Raw genomic sequence first — 19,299 nt, 5'->3', positions numbered from 1 at the left:
CTTATCTGGAATCAACACATACCTGTAGGAGCCGCCTGCGGCAGCTCCTGCAGGGGACTTACGGCCATGCTACTCCATAGGCTTGGAAAGTGGCTTTTCAAAAAGGCTTGTCGAAGGTGATTTTCGGCTCTTTCCACGGACCTTTGACCGTGTATCTGACGCTGGCAAAGCGCGCCACGCGATCACCGATCAGCTTATCGATCAGGAACAGCGCCCCACCGACGGCTGGCGCACCGACGATCAGCGCGGCAATCGGCAGATTGTTGGTCACCGGCAAGGTCACCAGCAACTTGGCATCGACCTGATCAGCCACCAGGTCCAGGGTGCCGTTGAGTTCCAGGTTGCTCGACGGGCCGGTCAGCCGGATCGGCTCACGGGTCACGTAGACCCCGTTGCTCGCGACCAACAGCCCTTTGACCCGGTCATAGCTCAAGCCTTTGCCGAACAGGTCGGAAAAGTCCAGGCGCAAGCGGCGGCCAATGGAGTTGAAGTTGAGCAGGCCAAATACCCGTAGAGCCTGGGCGCTGCCCTCGACTTCAACAAACTGACCTTTATTGAGCGACGCATCGAGGCTGCCGGAGAAGCGCTTGGTGGCCAGCCACGCCGGTGAGCCAGGCCAGCGACCGTCGACATCCATGTGAAACTCTTCACTGGTGACGCTCGGCGCAAAGCCCCAGCCCTTGAGCACATCGGCAAGGTTCTTGCCACTGACCCGGCCCTTGTACCAACTGCTGGAATTGCCGGGCGCGCCTTCCCAACCGCCGCTGCCCTGCAGGAAGATGCCCTTGAGTCCCATATCCAGGGAGTTGAGGGCGATGCCCTTGCCGGTCGGGCGAACTTTCAATAGCCAGGCGCCCACCAGGTCCTGGCCCTGGAACAGTTGATTGATGGTGATATCCAGCGCCGGGATTTTCGTCGGGTCCACGGTGGCCAGCGGATCCGGCGAATTCTCGTCGGCCAGCACCGTCGGGTCTGGGGCCGGCAAACGTACGTACTGCAGATTGACCGCAATCGGTGTGGCTTTGGCATCGGGAATACCGACGGTACCCTTGGCCTGCTGACTGTCGAGTTGCAGCGCCCAGGCGGCCGGCTTGCGCGTCAACTGCACCGACGCCTCATCAAGGGTGGTGCCGAAACCGCTGAGCTTGCCAACCTTGAAATCCGCGCCGCTGAGCAATTGCTTGGCGCTGCCGCCTGGATCCTGGCCAGCATACTTGCTGACAAGATCCTGCCAGGGAGACACATCCAGCTCGGACAGTACACCGCGTATGCGCAGGCCTTTGTTGCCGGGCAGCACAGCATCACCACCGCCGAGAAACAACTCACCGCGACCGTCGACGAAGTTGCCAGTCGGGGCCGCAAACGTGAAGTTCGCCAGCTCACCGTAGTTGACCCAGTAACGCCGCTCCGGTCCTTGCAGGGTCATGCGGAACACGGTGTCGCGGCCGACATCCGCCGCCACGCCGAACGGCGCCGGCAAATCCACCGCCACGCCTTTTAGATCGGAGCTGACTATCAATTGGCTGTCGGCGCCATCAAGGTTCAGTTGCAGCTGATAAGGGACCACACCAGACACCGGTAGCGGCTGAGTGACGTTCAGCCACTCGGTGAGTTTCTTGACCTCGACCTGACCCGCTGCGGTGACCCGAGTGTTGAGCTTGCCCGCACTGCCATCGGCAAAAATCTGCGCGGTCACGGGCTTGTCGAACGCTCGCGCGGTGATCTTCTGTCCGCTCAACCCCTTGGCGCTGTCGAAGCGGAAGTCGCCCTTGAGTTGTGTCAGTTCCAGGATGGGCTCGCGAAGTTTCAAGCGGGCCTTGTCGGTCTTGAAGTCGACGAGGATTTTCGGTTGCTCACCTTTGACCAGCGGTACATCCAGGTTGAGTTTGCCTTGCAGATCGCCCTCGCCCTCCCAGCCGGCGAACGTATCGGCCGTGCCGATCGGTGCTTCCTGCAGAATCTTCAGGCCATCGCCCAACCCGCCGGCGAACGTGCCATCGAGGAACAGGTGAGGATTCTGTCCGGCAGGCACATGGGGAATATTGACGTAGACGTCGTTGACCTGGGTGTCGAGCAATCGCCCCTTGTTCGCGAGAATCCGCACACCGCTGTCTTCAATGAATACATCGCCGCTGACTTTGCTGACATGCGGCCAACCCGGCTGAAACGCCAGCTCGGCATCATGAACCTTGAAAAACAGGCTGATGCTGCGAGCCGTTTCCGGGGCGCCATGGTTCAGCGATCCCTGGTACTGGAAGAAACCTTCATCCACCGCACCTTTGAGAATCGCCGTACGCAGCCACTCGTCCAGCGCCGGGCTCAACACGGCCGGCAGGTACTTGGCGGTGTAGCGACCGTCGCCGTCGATCAGGCCGACCCGCAGGTCCATGTAGTCTTCCTGGGTGTGATCGAAATGCAGGCGAATCAGGAAGTCGCCGGCAATCTTGCCCTCTTCGCCCAGCACCTTCAGGTACGGCGCGATCAGGGTGAAACCTTCTTTATCGAGCTTCCAGTTCAACCGCGCATTGGCCTGAATGTACTGCCATGGCTTGGCGAAAATCGGGTCCAGGTGCAGGGAGAAATCCTTGCTGTCCATGCGCAACTCACCCTGCCCGAGATCGCCGCTGATGCTGCCACTGACGTTTCGCGCCGCCGGTGCGCCGTGATAGGCGTCGAAGCCGACCCGCTCCAGATTGGCGGCAAAGCTGAACTTGCTGTCATCGGTAGCCGCGGGGCGCAAGTCGATCAGCACGTTGCGCAATACCCCGGTGACCTTGAGCCGCTCGACGGCCGTAGCGACACCTTCCGGAAGCGGCCCCAAAGCGTTCAGTAACGGGGTGAGCGGCGTCAGGTCGATGCGGTCGGCTTGCAGATGCAAAAGCTCTGGCGTCTCGTCGGTCGCCGCGGTTTGTTGAAATTGCAGTTTCGATTCCCAGCGAGTTTCACCCAGGCTCATCGCCAGGGAATCCAGGGTCACCAGCACACCCGTGGAGCTGCGCTGGAAATAGCCGTTAAGCGCCAGATTGTTGATCTGGATTGGCTTGCGCTCGGCGTAGGCGCCCTTGAGTTGCGGTGCGTTCAAACGGATCGCGGCGCTTTGCAGGGCGCCCTCGCTCCAGTTCACCCAGAGCTCGCCACCGGCCTTGATCTCGGAGAAATTCCATTGTTGGGTCAGGCGCTCGGGCAACCATTTCGACCAATCGCTTTGCGGCAGGCTCAAATAAGCCTCAACCTCGCCGTCCTGCCACTGGCTGGCGCGGATACGGGTACGCAGGCTCATCGCAACCGGCTGGCCATCGGGCAGGGTCAAACGGGCGTCGAGGCGCTGACGCGACACACCGGTTCTCAGATTGAGGCCAACGTAGGTCAGGGTCAGCGGCGGCTGATCCAGTGGCTGCAAGGTCACCTGACTGTCGAGCACCGACAATTGCTGGACCATCTGCATACGATTGAACAACTGCTCCGGGTCCAGCGGCTGATCCTGCCGCACCGGCAACCCTTCCAGCGCCCAATGACCGTCCTCGCCTTCCTTGAGGCTGATCTTCAAGCCGTTGAGCTCCAGATGTGCGATGCGTATTTCGCGCGCCAGCAGGCTGGCCCACAGATCCGGCACCGCGCGCACCTGGTCCAGGCGCAAGGCATTGGAGCCTTCGCCAACCATCACGTCATGAGCCAGCAGAACCGGGGCGAGGCCACTCCAGTTGCCCTCCAGTTCGCCGATGTGCAGCGGCATGCCCACGGCGGTGCTGGCTTTGGTTTCGACATCGGCACGGTATTCGGCCACCAGCGGTGTCAGCTCCCGGCCGAGGCTGACAAACAGCGCCATCAACACCAAAACCAACGCACACAGGCCCAGACCCCAGCGGGTCAGTGCGGCCAAAATGCGTGTCAGACGGTCCATGTCAGTTGGCTCCCATGGCAAAAATACTGCAAAAAGCTGAGGCCAGCCGTTCTAGTGGAATTGAAATACAACGCTTCAGAGCAGCACCACGTCGTATTGTTCCTGGGAATACATGGTTTCTACCTGAAACCGAATGGTGCGCCCGATAAACCCTTCGAGCTCAGCGACATTGCCCGACTCTTCATCGAGCAAGCGGTCGACCACTTTCTGGTTCGCCAGCACGCGATAGCCTTCGGCCTGATAGGCACGGGCCTCACGCAGGATTTCGCGGAAGATCTCGTAGCAGACGGTTTCCGGGGTCTTGAGCTTGCCGCGCCCCTGGCAGCTGCTGCACGGTTCGCACAGCACTTGCTCGAGACTTTCGCGGGTGCGCTTGCGGGTCATCTGCACCAGGCCCAGCTCGGTGATGCCGATGATGTTGGTCTTGGCGTGATCGCGCTCCAGTTGCTTCTCGAGGGTGCGCAGTACCTGACGCTGATGCTCTTCATCTTCCATGTCGATGAAGTCGATGATGATGATCCCGCCCAGGTTGCGCAGACGCAGTTGACGGGCAATGGCGGTGGCGGCTTCGAGGTTGGTCTTGAAGATGGTTTCTTCGAGATTGCGATGACCGACGAAGGCTCCGGTGTTGACGTCGATGGTGCTCATGGCTTCCGCCGGGTCGACCACCAGATAGCCGCCGGACTTGAGCGGCACTTTGCGCTCCAGGGCTTTCTGGATTTCGTCTTCGACGCCATACAGGTCGAAAATCGGCCGCTCGCCCGGATAATGCTCCAGACGGTCAGCGATTTCCGGCATCAGTTCGGCGACGAACTGTGTGGTTTTCTGGAAGGTTTCCCGGGAGTCGATGCGGATCTTTTCGATCTTCGGGCTCACCAGGTCGCGCAAGGTGCGCAACGCCAGGCCGAGGTCTTCGTAGATCACACTCGGTGCGCTGATGGTTTTGATCTGGGCGTTGATCTGGTCCCAAAGCCTGCGCAGGTAGCGGATATCCATGAGGATTTCATCGGCTCCGGCCCCTTCGGCAGCGGTACGCAGAATGAAACCGCCGGCTTCCTTGATACCTTCTTTCTCCACGCAGTCGGTGACCACTTGCTTGAGGCGTTCGCGCTCGGCTTCGTCTTCGATCTTCAGGGAAATACCGACGTGGGCAGTGCGCGGCATGTACACCAGATAGCGCGACGGGATCGACAGTTGCGTGGTCAGGCGTGCGCCTTTGGAGCCGATCGGGTCCTTGGTGACTTGCACCACCAGGCTTTGGCCTTCGTGAACCAGCGAGCTGATGCTCTCCACCGCCGGGCCTTCGCGCAGGGAAATTTCCGAGGCGTGAATGAATGCGGCGCGGTCTAGCCCGATATCGACGAAGGCGGCCTGCATGCCCGGCAATACCCGAACGACCTTGCCTTTGTAGATGTTGCCGACGATCCCGCGTTTTTGCGTGCGTTCGACATGGACCTCTTGCAGAACACCGTTTTCGACCACCGCCACGCGTGATTCCATCGGCGTGATGTTGATCAGGATCTCTTCACTCATGGCAGGGTCTCGTTCTGGCATGTTCACGATAATGGCCGCATCTTGTCAGTACGACGCTCAGTGCGCGTTAAGGGTTTGCCAACAGGGTATGCCGAAATGGCCGAGCAGTTCTGCGGTTTCGCACAGCGGCAAACCGACCACCGCCGAGTAGCTGCCATTGAGCCCGGTAACGAACACCGCGCCCAGCCCTTGAATCCCGTAGCCGCCCGCCTTGTCCCGGGGTTCGCCGCTGGCCCAATAGGCCGCCGCTTCAACGCGGCCGATGGTGCGAAAACGCACCAGACTGCGCACCACCAGAGACTCGCAACGTTCACCATCGTGCACCGCAATCGCCGTCAGCACTTCATGCTCACACCCGGACAACAGCATAAGCATGGCGCACGCTTCGGCTTCATCCACCGGTTTGCCGAGAATTTTCCCGTCCAGCACCACGGCAGTGTCGGCGCCCAGCACGCAGAAATCCGCGTCGGACACGATCGCCCCGCGCCCGACCTCGGCCTTGCCGCGCGCCAGACGCTCGACATAGGCCGATGGGGATTCTTCAGGGAAAGGGGTTTCGTCGATGTCCGCGCTGATGGTGGTGAACGGCACGCCGATCTGAGCGAGCAGTTCACGCCGACGCGGCGAGCCTGAGGCGAGGTACAGCTGTTTCATCAAGACATCTCCCTGTCTAGTGCCCTGTCTCACGAATACTGTTCCTTTTTGGCGAGACAGGGCACCGGGTGCGAGCACATGCCTGACCGAATTAATTGATTTTGTAGCGTCGACGCAAACCGCGCAAACCGAAGCTGATCCAAGGCCAGAGCAACGCACTGACCAGCGCTGGCAACACCAGCGCCAGGGTCGGCTGACGATTACCGGTCAGGGCGCTCAGCCACAACTGAACCAGTTGGGCGAGGCCGAAGATCACCAGGATCACCAGGCTCTGCTGCCACATCGGGAACATGCGCAGGCGCTGTTGCAGCGACAGCACCAGGAATGTAATGAGCGTGAGGATCAATGCGTTCTGGCCCAGCAACGTGCCATACAGCACGTCTTCGGCCAACCCCAGGCACCAGGCCGTCACCATGCCGACTTTCTGCGGCATGGCCAACGCCCAGAAGGCCAACAGCAAGGCCAGCCACAAAGGACGCAGGATTTCCATGAATTGCGGCAGCGGTGAAACGCTGAGCAACATGCCGATGGCGAACGTCAGCCAGACCATCCAGCCGTTTCGGGAGGAAGTTGCACCGCCCATTATTCTGTTCCCCCAGTAGTGGCCGGCGCGGCGACAGGCGGTTTGGCAGCAGGCTTCACGGCCGCGGGTTTGGGTTTGGCGGCCGTCGCCGTCGCGGGTGGCTTGGCGGCAGCAGGATGGGACGCGGCAGGTTTGACTGGGGTCGCGGCGGCAGGTGCGGCAGGTGCGGCAGCCGGAGTTGCAGCGGCAGCCGGTACCACCGACGCGGCCGGTTTCGGCACGGTTGCAGGAATGATCGGCCCGCCACCTTGCCGGTCCAGAGCCTCTTGAGCTTGGGCGGCTTCGTTGGCGCGCTCCTCGGCTGTGCGACCATCACTGAACACCAACAGCAAATAACGACTGCGGTTCAGCGCGGCAGTCGGCACCGCACGCACAATGGCAAACGGTTGACCGGAATCGTGGATCACTTCCTTGACCGTCGCTACCGGGTAACCCGCCGGGAAACGCTGACCGAGGCCGGAGCTGACCAGCAGATCGCCTTCCTTAATATCGGCGGTATCGGCCACATGACGCAGCTCAAGGCGTTCCGGGTTGCCGGTGCCGCTGGCAATCGCACGCAGACCGTTACGGTTCACCTGCACCGGAATGCTGTGGGTGGTGTCGGTCAGCAACAGTACCCGAGAGGTGTACGGCATCAACTCGACCACCTGCCCCATCAGGCCACGGGCATCGAGCACCGGCTGACCGAGGATCACACCGTCGCGCTCACCTTTATTGATGATGATGCGATGGGTAAAGGGGTTGGGGTCCATGCCGATCAACTCGGCCACTTCGACCTTCTCGTTGACCAGCGCGGAAGAGTTGAGCAACTCGCGCAGCCGAACGTTCTGCTCGGTGAGGGCGGCAAGCTTTTGCATGCGGCCCTGCAACAGCAGGTTTTCGGTTTTGAGTTTTTCGTTTTCGGCGACCAGTTCGGTCCGGCTGCCGAATTGGCTGGCCACACCTTGCCATAGCCGCTGTGGCAGGTCGGTGATCCAGTAAGACTGCATCAGCACCAGCGACATTTGGCTACGCACTGGCTTGAGCAGTGTGAAGCGGGCATCGACCACCATCAGCGCGACCGATAGCACGACCAGCACCAACAAGCGCACGCCCAGTGAGGGGCCTTTGGTGAAAAGCGGTTTAATAAGCCGCTCCTCCCAGGCAAATGTTCTCTTTATTCATACGGCATCAAACCGGCCTGGATGCAGACTGACAGAAGATAAACGCCAACAGGCAGCACTGCAAAGTGCTGCCTGCGGGCTCACCAGCATAGATGCATCGGGCGAGATCACTCGCTCGACAGCAGGTCCATGGTGTGTTTATCCATCATTTCCAATGCACGGCCACCGCCGCGAGCAACGCAGGTCAGCGGGTCTTCGGCGACGATCACCGGCAGACCGGTTTCCTGGGCCAGCAACTTGTCGAGGTCGCGCAGCAAAGCGCCACCACCGGTCAGTACCAGACCACGCTCGGCGATATCGGAAGCCAGTTCCGGAGGCGATTGCTCCAGCGCACTTTTCACTGCCTGAACGATAGTGGCCAGCGACTCTTGCAGAGCTTCCAGCACTTCGTTGGAGTTCAGGGTGAATGCGCGTGGAACGCCTTCGGCCAGGTTACGGCCACGAACGTCGACTTCACGAACTTCGCCGCCCGGGTAGGCCGTACCGATTTCCTGCTTGATGCGCTCGGCGGTGGATTCGCCGATCAGGCTGCCGTAGTTGCGACGCACGTAGGTGATGATCGCTTCGTCGAAGCGGTCGCCGCCAACCCGTACGGATTCGGCATAGACCACACCGTTGAGGGAGATCAGCGCGATTTCAGTGGTACCGCCACCGATATCGACAACCATCGAACCGCGAGCTTCTTCAACCGGCAGGCCGGCACCGATCGCAGCAGCCATTGGCTCTTCAATCAGGAACACTTCACGGGCGCCGGCACCGAGGGCCGACTCACGGATGGCACGACGCTCAACCTGGGTGGATTTGCATGGAACGCAGATCAGCACACGAGGGCTAGGCTGCAAAAAGCTGTTTTCGTGAACCTTGTTGATAAAGTACTGCAGCATTTTTTCGCAAACGCTGAAGTCGGCGATCACGCCGTCCTTCATCGGACGAATGGCTGCAATATTGCCCGGCGTACGACCGAGCATGCGCTTGGCCTCGGTGCCGACAGCAACGACACTTTTCTGGTTACCGTGTGTCCGAATAGCCACAACCGATGGCTCATTCAGGACGATACCGCGCTCGCGCACGTAAATAAGGGTGTTGGCAGTGCCCAGGTCAATGGAAAGATCGCTGGAAAACATGCCACGCAGTTTCTTGAACATGGGAAAGGGACCCTAGGCAACGCGTGGGTAAAAAAGTGCGGCAAACTCTAACAACGACAGGGATTTTGGGCAAGGCGCCAATATGTTAAATTGGCTGCTTTTCTGTGCACCAAGCACCACAATCGCGGCCTTGAGACCGTAGATATGCGGTAGTGTTCCGACAATCTAACACACGGACGCGGTCCGTTTTGTTTTCCACTGGAGATTCCCATGGCGCTTGAACGCTCCGACGTGGAAAAAATCGCTCATCTGGCCTGCCTTGGCCTCAATGATGCCGATCTTCCACACATCACTTCGGCCCTGAACAGCATTCTCGGGCTGGTCGACGAAATGCAAGCGGTCAATACCGACGGTATCGAGCCGCTGGCCCACCCACTGGAAGCCAGCCAGCGCCTGCGTGCAGACGTCGTGACCGAGACCAATCATCGCGAGGCCTATCAGTCCATCGCACCAGCGGTCGAAAACGGCCTGTACCTGGTTCCGAAAGTCATCGACTAAAGGGAAAGAGCCTGCAATGCATCAATTGACTCTGGCCGAGATCGCCCGCGGACTCGCCGATAAAAAGTTTTCCTCCGAAGAGCTGACCAAAGTCCTGCTGGCGCGCATCGCCCAGCTCGACCCGCAGCTCAACAGTTTCATCAGCCTCACCGAAGACCTGGCACTGCAGCAGGCGAAAGCCGCTGACGCACGTCGGGCCAACGGTGAGAGCGGCGCCCTGCTCGGCGCGCCGATCGCCCACAAAGACCTGTTCTGCACCCAGGGCATCCGCACCAGCTGCGGCTCGAAGATGCTCGACAACTTCAAGGCGCCGTACGACGCCACCGTGGTCGCCAAACTGGCCGCTGCCGGGGCCGTGACTCTGGGCAAGACCAACATGGACGAATTCGCCATGGGGTCGGCCAACGAGTCGAGCTACTACGGCGCGGTGAAAAACCCGTGGAACCTGGAATATGTTCCGGGCGGTTCGTCCGGCGGTTCCGCGGCGGCGGTGGCCGCTCGTCTGTTGCCGGCGGCAACGGGCACCGACACCGGCGGCTCCATTCGTCAGCCCGCTGCGCTGACCAACCTAACCGGCCTGAAACCGACGTACGGTCGTGTTTCGCGCTGGGGCATGATCGCCTACGCATCCAGCCTCGATCAGGGCGGCCCGCTGGCCCGTACCGCCGAAGACTGCGCGATCCTGCTGCAAGGCATGGCCGGTTTCGACCCGCAGGACTCCACCAGCATCGACGAGCCCGTGCCTGATTACAGCGCCGGCCTCAACGGTTCGCTGCAAGGCCTGCGCATCGGCGTGCCGAAGGAATACTTCAGCGCCGGCCTGGACCCGCGCATCGCCGACCTGGTCATGGCCAGCGTCGAAGAGCTGAAAAAGCTCGGCGCCGTGATCAAGGAAATCAGCCTGCCGAACATGCAGCACGCGATTCCCGCGTACTACGTGATCGCCCCGGCGGAAGCGTCTTCCAACCTGTCGCGTTTCGACGGCGTGCGTTTCGGCTATCGCTGCGAAGACCCGAAAAACCTGGAAGACCTGTACAAGCGTTCCCGTGGCGAAGGTTTCGGCCCGGAAGTGCAGCGCCGGATCATGGTCGGTGCCTATGCGCTGTCGGCCGGTTACTACGACGCCTACTACCTGAAGGCGCAGAAGATCCGTCGTCTGATCAAGAACGACTTCATGGCCGCCTTCAATGAGGTCGACATCATCCTCGGCCCAACCACGCCGAACCCGGCCTGGAAGCTCGGCGCCAAGAACAACGACCCGGTCGCCGCGTATCTGGAAGACGTCTACACCATCACCGCCAACCTCGCCGGTCTGCCGGGCTTGTCCATGCCTGCAGGTTTTGTCGATGGCCTGCCGGTCGGCGTGCAACTGCTCGCCCCGTATTTCCAGGAAGGTCGCCTGTTGAACGTTGCCCATCAGTATCAGCAAAACACTGACTGGCACACCCGCACCCCAACCGGCTTCTGAGGAGAAACACATGCAATGGGAAGTCGTGATCGGGCTGGAGATTCATACCCAGCTCACCACCCGGTCGAAAATCTTTTCCGGTAGTTCCACCACCTTCGGTTCCGAGCCGAACACCCAGGCCAGCCTGGTTGACCTCGGCATGCCCGGCGTATTGCCGGTGCTGAACCAGGAAGCAGTGCGCATGGCGGTGATGTTCGGCCTGGCCATCGATGCCGAGATCGGTCAGCACAACGTGTTCGCCCGCAAAAACTACTTCTACCCGGACCTGCCCAAGGGCTACCAGATCAGCCAGATGGAATTGCCGATCGTCGGCAAGGGCCACCTGGACATCGCCCTCGAAGACGGCACGGTCAAACGCGTCGGCATCACTCGCGCGCACCTGGAAGAAGACGCCGGTAAAAGCCTGCACGAAGAATTCAGCGGCGCCACTGGCATCGACCTGAACCGTGCTGGCACGCCGCTGCTGGAAATCGTTTCCGAACCAGACATGCGCAGCGCCAAGGAAGCCGTAGCTTACGTCAAGGCGATCCACGCGCTGGTACGCTACCTGGGCATCTGCGACGGCAACATGGCCGAAGGCTCGCTGCGTTGCGACTGCAACGTGTCGATCCGTCCGAAAGGCCAGGCCGAGTTCGGTACTCGCTGCGAGATCAAGAACGTTAACTCGTTCCGTTTCATCGAGAAGGCAATCAACAGCGAAGTACAGCGCCAGATCGAGCTGATCGAAGACGGCGGCAAGGTGATCCAGCAGACTCGCCTGTACGATCCGAACAAGGACGAAACCCGTCCAATGCGCAGCAAAGAGGAAGCCAACGACTACCGTTACTTCCCCGACCCTGACCTGCTGCCGGTGGTCATCGAGGACTCGTTCCTCAACGAGGTGCGCGCCACCCTGCCGGAACTGCCGCCGCAGAAACGCGAGCGTTTCCAGCAGCAGTTCGGTTTGTCGGTGTATGACGCCAGCGTCCTGGCTACCAGCCGTGAACAAGCCGATTACTTCGAGAAAGTCGTGAGCATCAGTGGCGACGCCAAACTGGCGGCCAACTGGGTCATGGTTGAACTGGGCAGCCTGCTGAACAAGCAAGGCCTGGACATCGACCAGTCGCCGGTTTCGGCCGAGCAACTGGGCGGCATGCTGTTGCGCATCAAGGACAACACTATCTCCGGCAAGATCGCCAAAGTGGTGTTTGAAGCCATGGCCAACGGCGAAGGCAGCGCGGACGAAATCATCGACAAACGCGGCCTCAAGCAAGTGACCGACACCGGCGCGATCTCGGCGGTACTGGACGAAATGCTCGCGGCCAACGCTGAACAGGTCGAACAATACCGCGCGGCAGACGAAGCCAAACGCGGCAAGATGTTCGGCTTCTTCGTCGGCCAGGCCATGAAAGCCTCCAAAGGCAAGGCCAACCCGCAACAGGTCAACGAACTGCTTAAAAGCAAGCTCGAAGGCTGATGAGAATGGAGCCAACTTTCAATATTGGCTCCATTCCTTGTGGCGAGGGAGCTTGCTCCCGCTGGTCTGCGAAGCAGGCCCAAATCGGCAACCGCACTCTTTCAGCGAGAATGCATCAGCCGATTTTGCGACCGTTTCTTGGTCGAGCGGGAGCAAGCGCCCTCGCCACATTTATTTTGGGAGCCGTCCAAATGAAACGTCTGCTCAGCGCTTGCGCCTTACTCTCTCTGCTGGCCGGTTGTGCCAGTACCGACACCATCGATCCACACGGCTACGACAAGACCGGCACGGCTTCGTATTACGGTGCCAAGCACCATGGCAAAAACACCGCCAGCGGTGAGCGTTTCAACCAGCATGGCCTGACCGCTGCCCATCGCCAGTTGCCATTCGGCACCCGGGTGAAGATTACCAACCTGAATAACGACAGATCCTGCGTGGTACGCATCAACGACCGTGGACCGTATTCTCGCGGGCGCCTGATCGACGTGTCCCGTGAAGCGGCCGAACAGTTGGGCATGCTGCGCAGTGGCACCGCGAAGGTTCGCGTGCAAGCCCTCGACGACTGATAGATGGAGCGCTGACTATTTTCGGACTGGCCGATTTACCCCTGATCAGCGTGATTGAATTGCTCTGCGGTCTGTTTTTATTGATCGCCGGCGCCGAACTGATGGTGCGCGCCGCGGTACGCCTGGCCGCGCGCCTGCATGTGCGGCCGCTGATCATCGGCCTGACCATCGTGGCCCTCGGCAGCAGCGCACCGCAGATGGCGGTCAGCTTGCAAGCCACCCTGGCGCAAAACGCCGACATCGCCGTCGGTAGCGTGATCGGCAGCAGCATCTTCAACATCCTCGTCACCCTCGGGCTCTCGGCGCTGATTACTCCATTGCGGGTTTCGCGACAATTGGTGCGTCTGGATATTCCACTGATGATCGGCGCCAGCCTGCTGGTGTTCGTACTGGCGTGGAACAAAGAACTGAATCGGGTCGACGGCATGATGCTGCTGGCCGCGCTGGCGCTGTACCTGGGCTTGCTGCTGCGCCAGTCGCGGCACTCGACCCGTCCGCCATCAGGGGCTCATGAAGCGTCGCAGGCACCGTGGTTCAGCAGCCTGCTGATGATTGTCGCCGGGCTGGCGATGCTGGTGTTCGCCGGGCACTTGTTGCTCGGCGCCGCGGTGGCGGTCGCGACCGACCTGGGGTTGTCGGAGCGGATCATCGGCCTGACCATCGTCGCCGTCAGCACCTCCCTGCCGGAACTGGCCACTTCGTTGATCGCCGCGCTGCGCGGTCAGCGGGACATCGCGGTGGGCAACGTGATCGGCAGCAACCTGTTCAACCTCTTGGGCGTGCTCGGGCTGACCGCATTGATCGCGCCATCACCACTGTCGGTCTCGCCCAACGCGCTGGATTTCGATTTGCCGGTGATGCTTGGAGTCGCGCTGCTGTGCCTGCCTGTGTTCTATTCCGGCTACCGGGTGACCCGCGCCGAAGGCCTGCTGTTTTTGGGCTTGTACCTGGCCTATGGGCTGCACGTGGTGTCGTTCACCGCGGGCATGCCACTGGCCGGCAAGCTTGAACACCTGATGCTGTTTTTCGTCCTGCCAGCGCTGGTGGCGTTTTTGCTGTTCACCTCGCTTCGCGCCTGGCGTCGCCAACACCACAAGAGGGAAATGCCATGAGCACTGATAAGAAGCCTGGGGTTGAAATCCGCCGCCAAGTGATGGGCGACGCGTTCGTCGACCGCGCCCTGGGCAACGCCACCGAATTCACCCAGCCGCTGCAGGACTTCGTCAATGAGCACGCCTGGGGCGGCGTGTGGAACCGTGAAGGTTTGCCGCTGAAAACCCGCAGCCTGATCACTCTCGCTGCGCTGACCGCGTTGAAGTGCCCGCAAGAACTGAAAGGCCATGTGCGCGGTGCGTTGAACAACGGTTGCACGGTGGAAGAGATTCGCGAAGCGCTGCTGCATTGCGCGGTGTATGCCGGTGTGCCGGCGGCGATCGATGCATTTCGGGCGGCGCAGGAAGTGATCGACACCTATCAGAAGCCGGAGTAGGCGACCTGAAGAACACCGCAAATCCCGAGGTTAGATCCACCCACCCCACTGCAACAGAAAGATCCCGATGTTGGTGGTGACCGCCGCCATCAGTGTAGTAATCACGATGATCGCCGCCGCCAGTTCATGATTGCCATTGGCCTGCCGGGCCATGACGAAACTGGCCGCGGCGGTCGGGCTGCCGAAGTACAGAAACAGAATCCCCAACTCCGCCCCACGAAAGCCCCAGAGCCAGGCGCCGAGTGTCGCCAGCACCGGCAGGCCGATCATCTTCACCAGACTTGAACTCAGCGCCATCGTGCCGCTTTTACGCATTGCCGCCAGCGACAACGTGCCACCGATGCAGATCAATGCCAATGGCAAGGTGGTTTGCGCCAAATATTGACCGGACCTCTCCAGCCATCCCGGCAAGCCGATCTGGAACCAGGCAAATGGTGCGGCCGCAATCACACTGATGACCAGCGGATTGGCCATCACACTTTTGCAGATACTCCACGGATCAGACTTGATCACCGGGCTATAGACCGCCAGCACAATGGTTGAGAGCGTGTTGTAAAACAGGATCACCAGCGCCGCGAGAATCGCCCCAAGGGAAATGCCATAGTCGCCGTACATGCTCGCCGCCAGGGCCAGGCCGATTACCCCGTTATTGCCGCGAAACGCGCCTTGGGTGTAAATGCCCCGATCTTCCCGCGGGCATTTCCAGATCGCCCAACCCCAGGCAATTGCAAAGCACATCAGGGTCGCGACCGAGAAGTAGATCAGCAGCGCCGGTTGCAACGCAGCGTGCAGGTCGGCATGCAAGATGCCCAGAAACAGCAACGCCGGCATGGTGACATTGAACACCAGGGCCGACGCAGTATGGATGAAGTTGTCGTTGATCCAGTCGATGCGCTTGAGCAGCACACCCAGAAACAGCATGGCAAACACCGGCGCAGTGATGTTCAGGGTTTCGAGGAAAATAGCCAGCATGCCGGGGGAACCTTGGGTGGGCGTCGTTAGGGGGCTAATGATAAGCCACCGGAGACGTCGGCGTCAGGTAGACCGTCTTCGCAGGCTTGCCCGCGAAGACGTCCTGATAAACGCCAAATTAACCTCAGGTTACTTACCGATAGAAATCTTCGGCGCCCAAGTCAGCCATTCATCTTCAAACTTGTCGAACAGCGGAAACGTTTGCTCGGGCCGCGCCGGGACACCCATGCGGTCGCCATCCGGTGTGGCAAAGGCGATACCGCCCTGGATCAGCGTCTCCAGCGATTCGGTGCGTATGGTTGCGCCTTTGAACAAGCCGTAGTCAAAACCAAAACCACTGGTGTTCCAGAACCGCGTGCCACTGCGCACCAATGGCGCGTACTTCGGCTCGATCAGGATGTGTACCAACACTCGATCCGCCGTCTGGCCCAGCTCATAGCCAGTCACCTTGCCCACCGTGATTTCGCGATAGGTGACGGGCACACCGGTCTTCAGCGAGCCTCGACGAGCAGCACTCAATACCAGGCTCAAACCGGCCTCTTCCTTGGCGGTTTCCGGAGGATTGGTCAGCGCTACGAAGTCCTTTTGCGGACCGAGATTCTTCGGCGCCGGTTGCACTTCGATGTACTGCCCGGTCACCAGAGTCTCAAGGTTGGACGTCTTGATCAGACCTAATTCAGGTTTGACCACCCAGAACTGACTGCCCACTCGAGCGATACGCTCCGGCACTTCCGTGATTCGCGCAGTCAGCAGCACCGATTGCAGGTCGTCGCTGAGGTCGACGTCTTCGACCTTGCCGACGTCGAGGCCTTTGAACCGGATCGGCGTGCCCGTGCGCAGACCATCGGCGCGATCGACCTTGATGGTCACCACGGCGCCTTTCTGGTTTGCCTCTTCATGACTGGCGAACAGACGGAAACGTGGAATGCGCTTCTGCAACGGCGCTTTGGCTTCCGGGGTTTCGAAAGCAATGCCGCCGGCCATCAGGCTTTGCAAAGACTCACTTTTGACCTGGATGCCGCCGGTCAGTCCACCCGTCAGCGTAATACCGCTGGCATTCCAGAAGCGCGTCGAGGCGTTGACCAGCCCCTCGTATTCCTTCTCGATGTGCACACCGATCATCAGCTGTTTTTTAGTGCGAGAGAACTGATAGCTCTGCACCGAACCCACCTTGACCTGCTTGTAGAGAATCGGACTGCCGACTTCCAGTGAGCCGAGGTTTTCGGTGAACAGCACCAGATGCAGGCCCGGCGAACGCAGATCCAGCGGCGGAGCCTTGGCCCGTGCTTCGAACTCGCGCTGCGGTGCGCCACCCTTGTCGCCAGGGCGTACGGCGATGTAGTTACCTTTGACCAATGCTTCCAGACCGGTGATACCGGCAAGCGAAATTGATGGTTTGACCACCCAGAACTGTGTGCCGGTGACCAGGTAATCCTCAGCCAATGGGTCGAGCGTCAGCTCGGCGGTTGCACTGGAGAGGTCCGGGTCAATCTTGAGCGCTTTCAGATTGCCGACCTGAATGCCTTTGTACATCACCGGTGTACGACCGGCCTGCAGGCCTTCGAAATCGCTGAGTTTGACCTTGACCCGAATACCGGCGGCGGCTGCATCGAAGTCTTCGTAGAGACGGAACGGCAGGCTTGGATCGGTGGGCGGGCTGTCCTTGCGGTTTTCCGGTGTAGCAAACGCAATACCACCAGCGACGATGCTGGCGAGGGACTCGCTACGCACTTTCACACCGGACAGGTTGGCATCGATGCTGATACCGCTGGCATTCCAGAAACGCGTGTGTTTGCGTACCAGGCTGGCATAGGTCGGTTCGATGAAGACTTTGAGTTCAACGGTGTTCTGGTCCGCGGACAGCAAATAGCTTTTGATCTGACCGACCTGGATCTGCTTGTAGAACACCGGGCTGCCGCGATTCAGCGAACCGAGACGATCAGCCTTGATGGTCAGGTGCAGACCAGGCTTGGCGTCCGACAGCGGCGGCTCTTCGGCCAGGGCCTTGAACTTGCGGGTCGGTTCGCCCTCTCCCGGACTGACAGCCACATAGTTACCCGAGACCAGCGTCTCCAGGCCCGTGATACCGGCCAGGGTTACGCTCGGCTTGACCAGCCAGAAACGCGTGCTGGTTCTGAGGTATTGCTCCACGTCCTTATTCATCTCGATGGTGGCGATCACGCCTTTGGAGCTGCCTTCGTCATCGAGTGTGAGGGCTTTCACCTTACCGACCGACATACCTTTGTAAACGACTTCGGTCTTGTTGGCCTGAATACCTTCGCCGCTTTCGAAGCGCACATGGATCTCAATGCCTGTCTCGCTATAGGCACGCCAGGCGAGCCAACCGCCAATGAGCAAGGCGATCAGGGGCAATACCCAAATGGCAGACCAGTTAGAGGCCGGTCGGGTTTTCGCTGTAGGCAAATCAGTCATGGTCGTCGTCCGACTCCGTGTTATCCCAAATCAGTCGGGGATCGAAAGTTACTGCGGCAAGCATCGTCAGAATCACCACACTGGCGAAGGCGATGGCGCCAAGATTGGCTTCGACGCTGGCTAGCCGTCCGAAATTCACAACCGCCACCAGGATGGCGATCACAAAAATATCGAGCATCGACCAGCGGCCGATGAACTCGATAAAGCGGTACATCCATATACGTTGGCGTGCGGAGAGTGGCTGGCGGCGCTGCACCGAAAACAGCAGCAACCCGATGCCCACCAGTTTGAACGTAGGAACCAGAATACTGGCGATAAAAACCACAGCCGCGATTGGAATCATGCCGTGCTGAACCAGTTGGATCACGCCGGACATGATGGTGCTCGGATCACCCTGCCCCAGGGAACTGACGGTCATGATCGGCAGCACATTGGCCGGGATGTAAATGATCGCAGCGGTGACCAGCAGCGCCCAGGTACGCATCAGGCTGTTCGGTCGGCGCGCATGAACCAACGCACCACAGCGGGTGCAGACCTGCTCGTCGGTGCCAGCTTCCTGCTTGTTCAACTCGTGGCATTCGGCACAAATCAGAATGCCCGCATCAATCGCCCGCATGGGCATCTTCTCCTGATAATGCCTGCCAGATCTGGTGCGGCGACATCACCACTTCCAGCCAGACCTGGACCAACAACAAACTGATGAAGCACGCCAAACCGGGACCTACGGTAATCGCCGCCATATCGGCCAATTTGACGATCGCGACCAGCACGCCCATGAGGTAAACCTCAAGCATCCCCCAATCCCGAAGATGGTGATAAATGCGGTAGAGCAGCAAACCGTAGCTGCGTCCGATATTGAATCGGATACTCAGCAGCACCACCAATTGGCAGAGCAGCTTGAGCAGCGGAATCCCCATGCTGCAGAGGAATACGACTGCTGCTACGCCCTGCATACCGGTATCGAACAAACCGAGAACACCGCTCCAGACAGTGTCATTCGATGACTGCCCGAGTAGATGGAGCTGCATGATGGGTAAAAAGTTCGCGGGGATATACAACAACAGTGCGGCAATGACCAAGGCGAGACTGCGCTGCACGACATTGTGCCGATGGGCATACAGCTCATAACCGCAGCGTGGACAAATGGCCTTCTCACCATGGGCGAGTTCAGGCTTGCGCATCAGCAAGTCGCACTCATGACACGCCACCAAACCGTCCAGTGGTAAATCTGACAGCCCAGGGGCGTCAACCGGATCTGGCATAAAGGCTCTGGCTCCAAAAATGTTGGACCTATTCTAGTGTCCTGACTCGAAAATAACTGTGCATTTTTGTGTTGCCAGAGAAGTAGACTTTTTCTGCGAGCAAAACAAAACCCCTACCTGCATACGCAGATAGGGGTTTCGGAATTTAATCTTGACGATGACCTACTCTCACATGG

General features: G+C 59.9%; 16 protein-coding genes. 6 read left to right on the top strand and 10 right to left on the bottom strand.

Features of this window, described 5'->3' with window-relative positions; translation table 11 throughout:
• Positions 1 to 97 precede the first annotated feature (97 nt).
• The 6 genes from AC07VO_RS14810 to mreB form a co-directional block, all read right to left on the bottom strand.
• Positions 98 to 3,901 carry a YhdP family protein gene (locus AC07VO_RS14810; protein WP_086944702.1) on the bottom strand — a complete coding sequence of 1,268 codons (3,804 nt, stop codon included), beginning with the start codon at positions 3,899 to 3,901 and terminating at the stop codon, positions 98 to 100.
• A 75-nt stretch (positions 3,902 to 3,976) separates the two neighbouring features.
• Positions 3,977 to 5,434, bottom strand: coding sequence for a ribonuclease G (rng, locus tag AC07VO_RS14805; protein ID WP_007941226.1), 1,458 nt, complete (start codon positions 5,432 to 5,434; stop codon positions 3,977 to 3,979).
• 57 nt (positions 5,435 to 5,491) lie between these two features.
• Complete coding sequence (locus AC07VO_RS14800; RefSeq protein ID WP_086944701.1) at positions 5,492 to 6,088, bottom strand: Maf family protein; 597 nt, start codon at positions 6,086 to 6,088, stop codon at positions 5,492 to 5,494.
• 91 nt (positions 6,089 to 6,179) lie between these two features.
• The gene (mreD, locus tag AC07VO_RS14795; RefSeq protein ID WP_086944700.1) at positions 6,180 to 6,671 is read right to left on the bottom strand and encodes a rod shape-determining protein MreD; all 492 of its coding nucleotides are present in this window, start codon (positions 6,669 to 6,671) and stop codon (positions 6,180 to 6,182) included.
• Positions 6,671 to 7,798, bottom strand: a complete 1,128-nt coding sequence (mreC, locus tag AC07VO_RS14790; protein ID WP_081626525.1) for a rod shape-determining protein MreC — start codon at positions 7,796 to 7,798, stop codon at positions 6,671 to 6,673. The genes mreD and mreC overlap by 1 nt, the downstream gene beginning before the upstream one ends.
• Before the next feature lie 143 nt (positions 7,799 to 7,941).
• Positions 7,942 to 8,979, bottom strand: a complete 1,038-nt coding sequence (gene mreB, locus AC07VO_RS14785) for a rod shape-determining protein MreB (protein WP_002555108.1) — start codon at positions 8,977 to 8,979, stop codon at positions 7,942 to 7,944.
• Between the two features lie 210 nt (positions 8,980 to 9,189).
• Between mreB and gatC the strand changes: the two genes are divergently transcribed.
• The 6 genes from gatC (at position 9,190) to AC07VO_RS14755 (ending at position 14,456) form a co-directional block, all read left to right on the top strand.
• Positions 9,190 to 9,477 carry an Asp-tRNA(Asn)/Glu-tRNA(Gln) amidotransferase subunit GatC gene (gene gatC, locus AC07VO_RS14780; protein WP_007901429.1) on the top strand — a complete coding sequence of 96 codons (288 nt, stop codon included), beginning with the start codon at positions 9,190 to 9,192 and terminating at the stop codon, positions 9,475 to 9,477.
• A 16-nt stretch (positions 9,478 to 9,493) separates the two neighbouring features.
• Complete coding sequence (gene gatA, locus AC07VO_RS14775) at positions 9,494 to 10,945, top strand: Asp-tRNA(Asn)/Glu-tRNA(Gln) amidotransferase subunit GatA (RefSeq protein ID WP_086944699.1); 1,452 nt, start codon at positions 9,494 to 9,496, stop codon at positions 10,943 to 10,945.
• 10 nt (positions 10,946 to 10,955) lie between these two features.
• Positions 10,956 to 12,401, top strand: a complete 1,446-nt coding sequence (gene gatB / locus AC07VO_RS14770) for an Asp-tRNA(Asn)/Glu-tRNA(Gln) amidotransferase subunit GatB (protein WP_018927219.1) — start codon at positions 10,956 to 10,958, stop codon at positions 12,399 to 12,401.
• Positions 12,402 to 12,592: 191 nt separating this feature from the next.
• On the top strand, positions 12,593 to 12,967 hold the full coding sequence (locus tag AC07VO_RS14765) for a septal ring lytic transglycosylase RlpA family protein (protein ID WP_064620325.1): 375 nt from the start codon (positions 12,593 to 12,595) through the stop codon (positions 12,965 to 12,967).
• A 50-nt stretch (positions 12,968 to 13,017) separates the two neighbouring features.
• Positions 13,018 to 14,079, top strand: a complete 1,062-nt coding sequence (locus AC07VO_RS14760; RefSeq protein WP_064620328.1) for a calcium/sodium antiporter — start codon at positions 13,018 to 13,020, stop codon at positions 14,077 to 14,079.
• A complete protein-coding gene (locus AC07VO_RS14755) occupies positions 14,076 to 14,456 on the top strand; it encodes a carboxymuconolactone decarboxylase family protein (protein WP_007941215.1) in 381 nt (126 codons plus the stop codon). The genes AC07VO_RS14760 and AC07VO_RS14755 overlap by 4 nt, the downstream gene beginning before the upstream one ends.
• Before the next feature lie 30 nt (positions 14,457 to 14,486).
• Here AC07VO_RS14755 and AC07VO_RS14750 read toward each other — a convergent pair whose 3' ends face one another.
• The 4 genes from AC07VO_RS14750 to AC07VO_RS14735 form a co-directional block, all read right to left on the bottom strand.
• Positions 14,487 to 15,428: an AEC family transporter gene (locus AC07VO_RS14750; RefSeq protein ID WP_018927222.1), complete on the bottom strand. Its 942-nt coding sequence runs from the start codon at positions 15,426 to 15,428 to the stop codon at positions 14,487 to 14,489.
• 129 nt (positions 15,429 to 15,557) lie between these two features.
• On the bottom strand, positions 15,558 to 17,861 hold the full coding sequence (locus AC07VO_RS14745) for a PqiB family protein (RefSeq protein ID WP_064620337.1): 2,304 nt from the start codon (positions 17,859 to 17,861) through the stop codon (positions 15,558 to 15,560).
• Entirely contained in the window at positions 17,854 to 18,477 is a 624-nt protein-coding gene (locus tag AC07VO_RS14740) for a paraquat-inducible protein A (protein ID WP_007941211.1), read from the bottom strand. The genes AC07VO_RS14745 and AC07VO_RS14740 overlap by 8 nt, the downstream gene beginning before the upstream one ends.
• Complete coding sequence (locus AC07VO_RS14735) at positions 18,464 to 19,123, bottom strand: paraquat-inducible protein A (RefSeq protein ID WP_064620340.1); 660 nt, start codon at positions 19,121 to 19,123, stop codon at positions 18,464 to 18,466. The genes AC07VO_RS14740 and AC07VO_RS14735 overlap by 14 nt, the downstream gene beginning before the upstream one ends.
• Positions 19,124 to 19,299: the final 176 nt, after the last annotated feature.

It is taken from the genome of Pseudomonas sp. GW821-FHT03E01 (assembly GCF_059420765.1).
Note: the sequence above shows the minus strand (reverse complement) of the source record. Positions and strands in the feature narration are given on the sequence as shown.

Bases quoted from the DNA above. Each gene is read 5' to 3' on its own strand.
- mreD (WP_086944700.1), bottom strand. From the start codon at position 6,671: ATGGGCGGTGCAACTTCCTCCCGAAACGGCTGGATGGTCTGGCTGACG.
- AC07VO_RS14765 (WP_064620325.1), top strand. From the start codon at position 12,593: ATGAAACGTCTGCTCAGCGCTTGCGCCTTACTCTCTCTGCTGGCCGGT.
- AC07VO_RS14735 (WP_064620340.1), bottom strand. From the start codon at position 19,123: ATGCCAGATCCGGTTGACGCCCCTGGGCTGTCAGATTTACCACTGGAC.
- AC07VO_RS14745 (WP_064620337.1), bottom strand. From the start codon at position 17,861: ATGACTGATTTGCCTACAGCGAAAACCCGACCGGCCTCTAACTGGTCT.
- mreB (WP_002555108.1), bottom strand. From the start codon at position 8,979: ATGTTCAAGAAACTGCGTGGCATGTTTTCCAGCGATCTTTCCATTGAC.
- AC07VO_RS14755 (WP_007941215.1), top strand. From the start codon at position 14,076: ATGAGCACTGATAAGAAGCCTGGGGTTGAAATCCGCCGCCAAGTGATG.
- AC07VO_RS14750 (WP_018927222.1), bottom strand. From the start codon at position 15,428: ATGCTGGCTATTTTCCTCGAAACCCTGAACATCACTGCGCCGGTGTTT.
- AC07VO_RS14810 (WP_086944702.1), bottom strand. From the start codon at position 3,901: ATGGACCGTCTGACACGCATTTTGGCCGCACTGACCCGCTGGGGTCTG.
- gatA (WP_086944699.1), top strand. From the start codon at position 9,494: ATGCATCAATTGACTCTGGCCGAGATCGCCCGCGGACTCGCCGATAAA.
- AC07VO_RS14800 (WP_086944701.1), bottom strand. From the start codon at position 6,088: ATGAAACAGCTGTACCTCGCCTCAGGCTCGCCGCGTCGGCGTGAACTG.
- rng (WP_007941226.1), bottom strand. From the start codon at position 5,434: ATGAGTGAAGAGATCCTGATCAACATCACGCCGATGGAATCACGCGTG.
- gatB (WP_018927219.1), top strand. From the start codon at position 10,956: ATGCAATGGGAAGTCGTGATCGGGCTGGAGATTCATACCCAGCTCACC.
- AC07VO_RS14740 (WP_007941211.1), bottom strand. From the start codon at position 18,477: ATGCGGGCGATTGATGCGGGCATTCTGATTTGTGCCGAATGCCACGAG.
- gatC (WP_007901429.1), top strand. From the start codon at position 9,190: ATGGCGCTTGAACGCTCCGACGTGGAAAAAATCGCTCATCTGGCCTGC.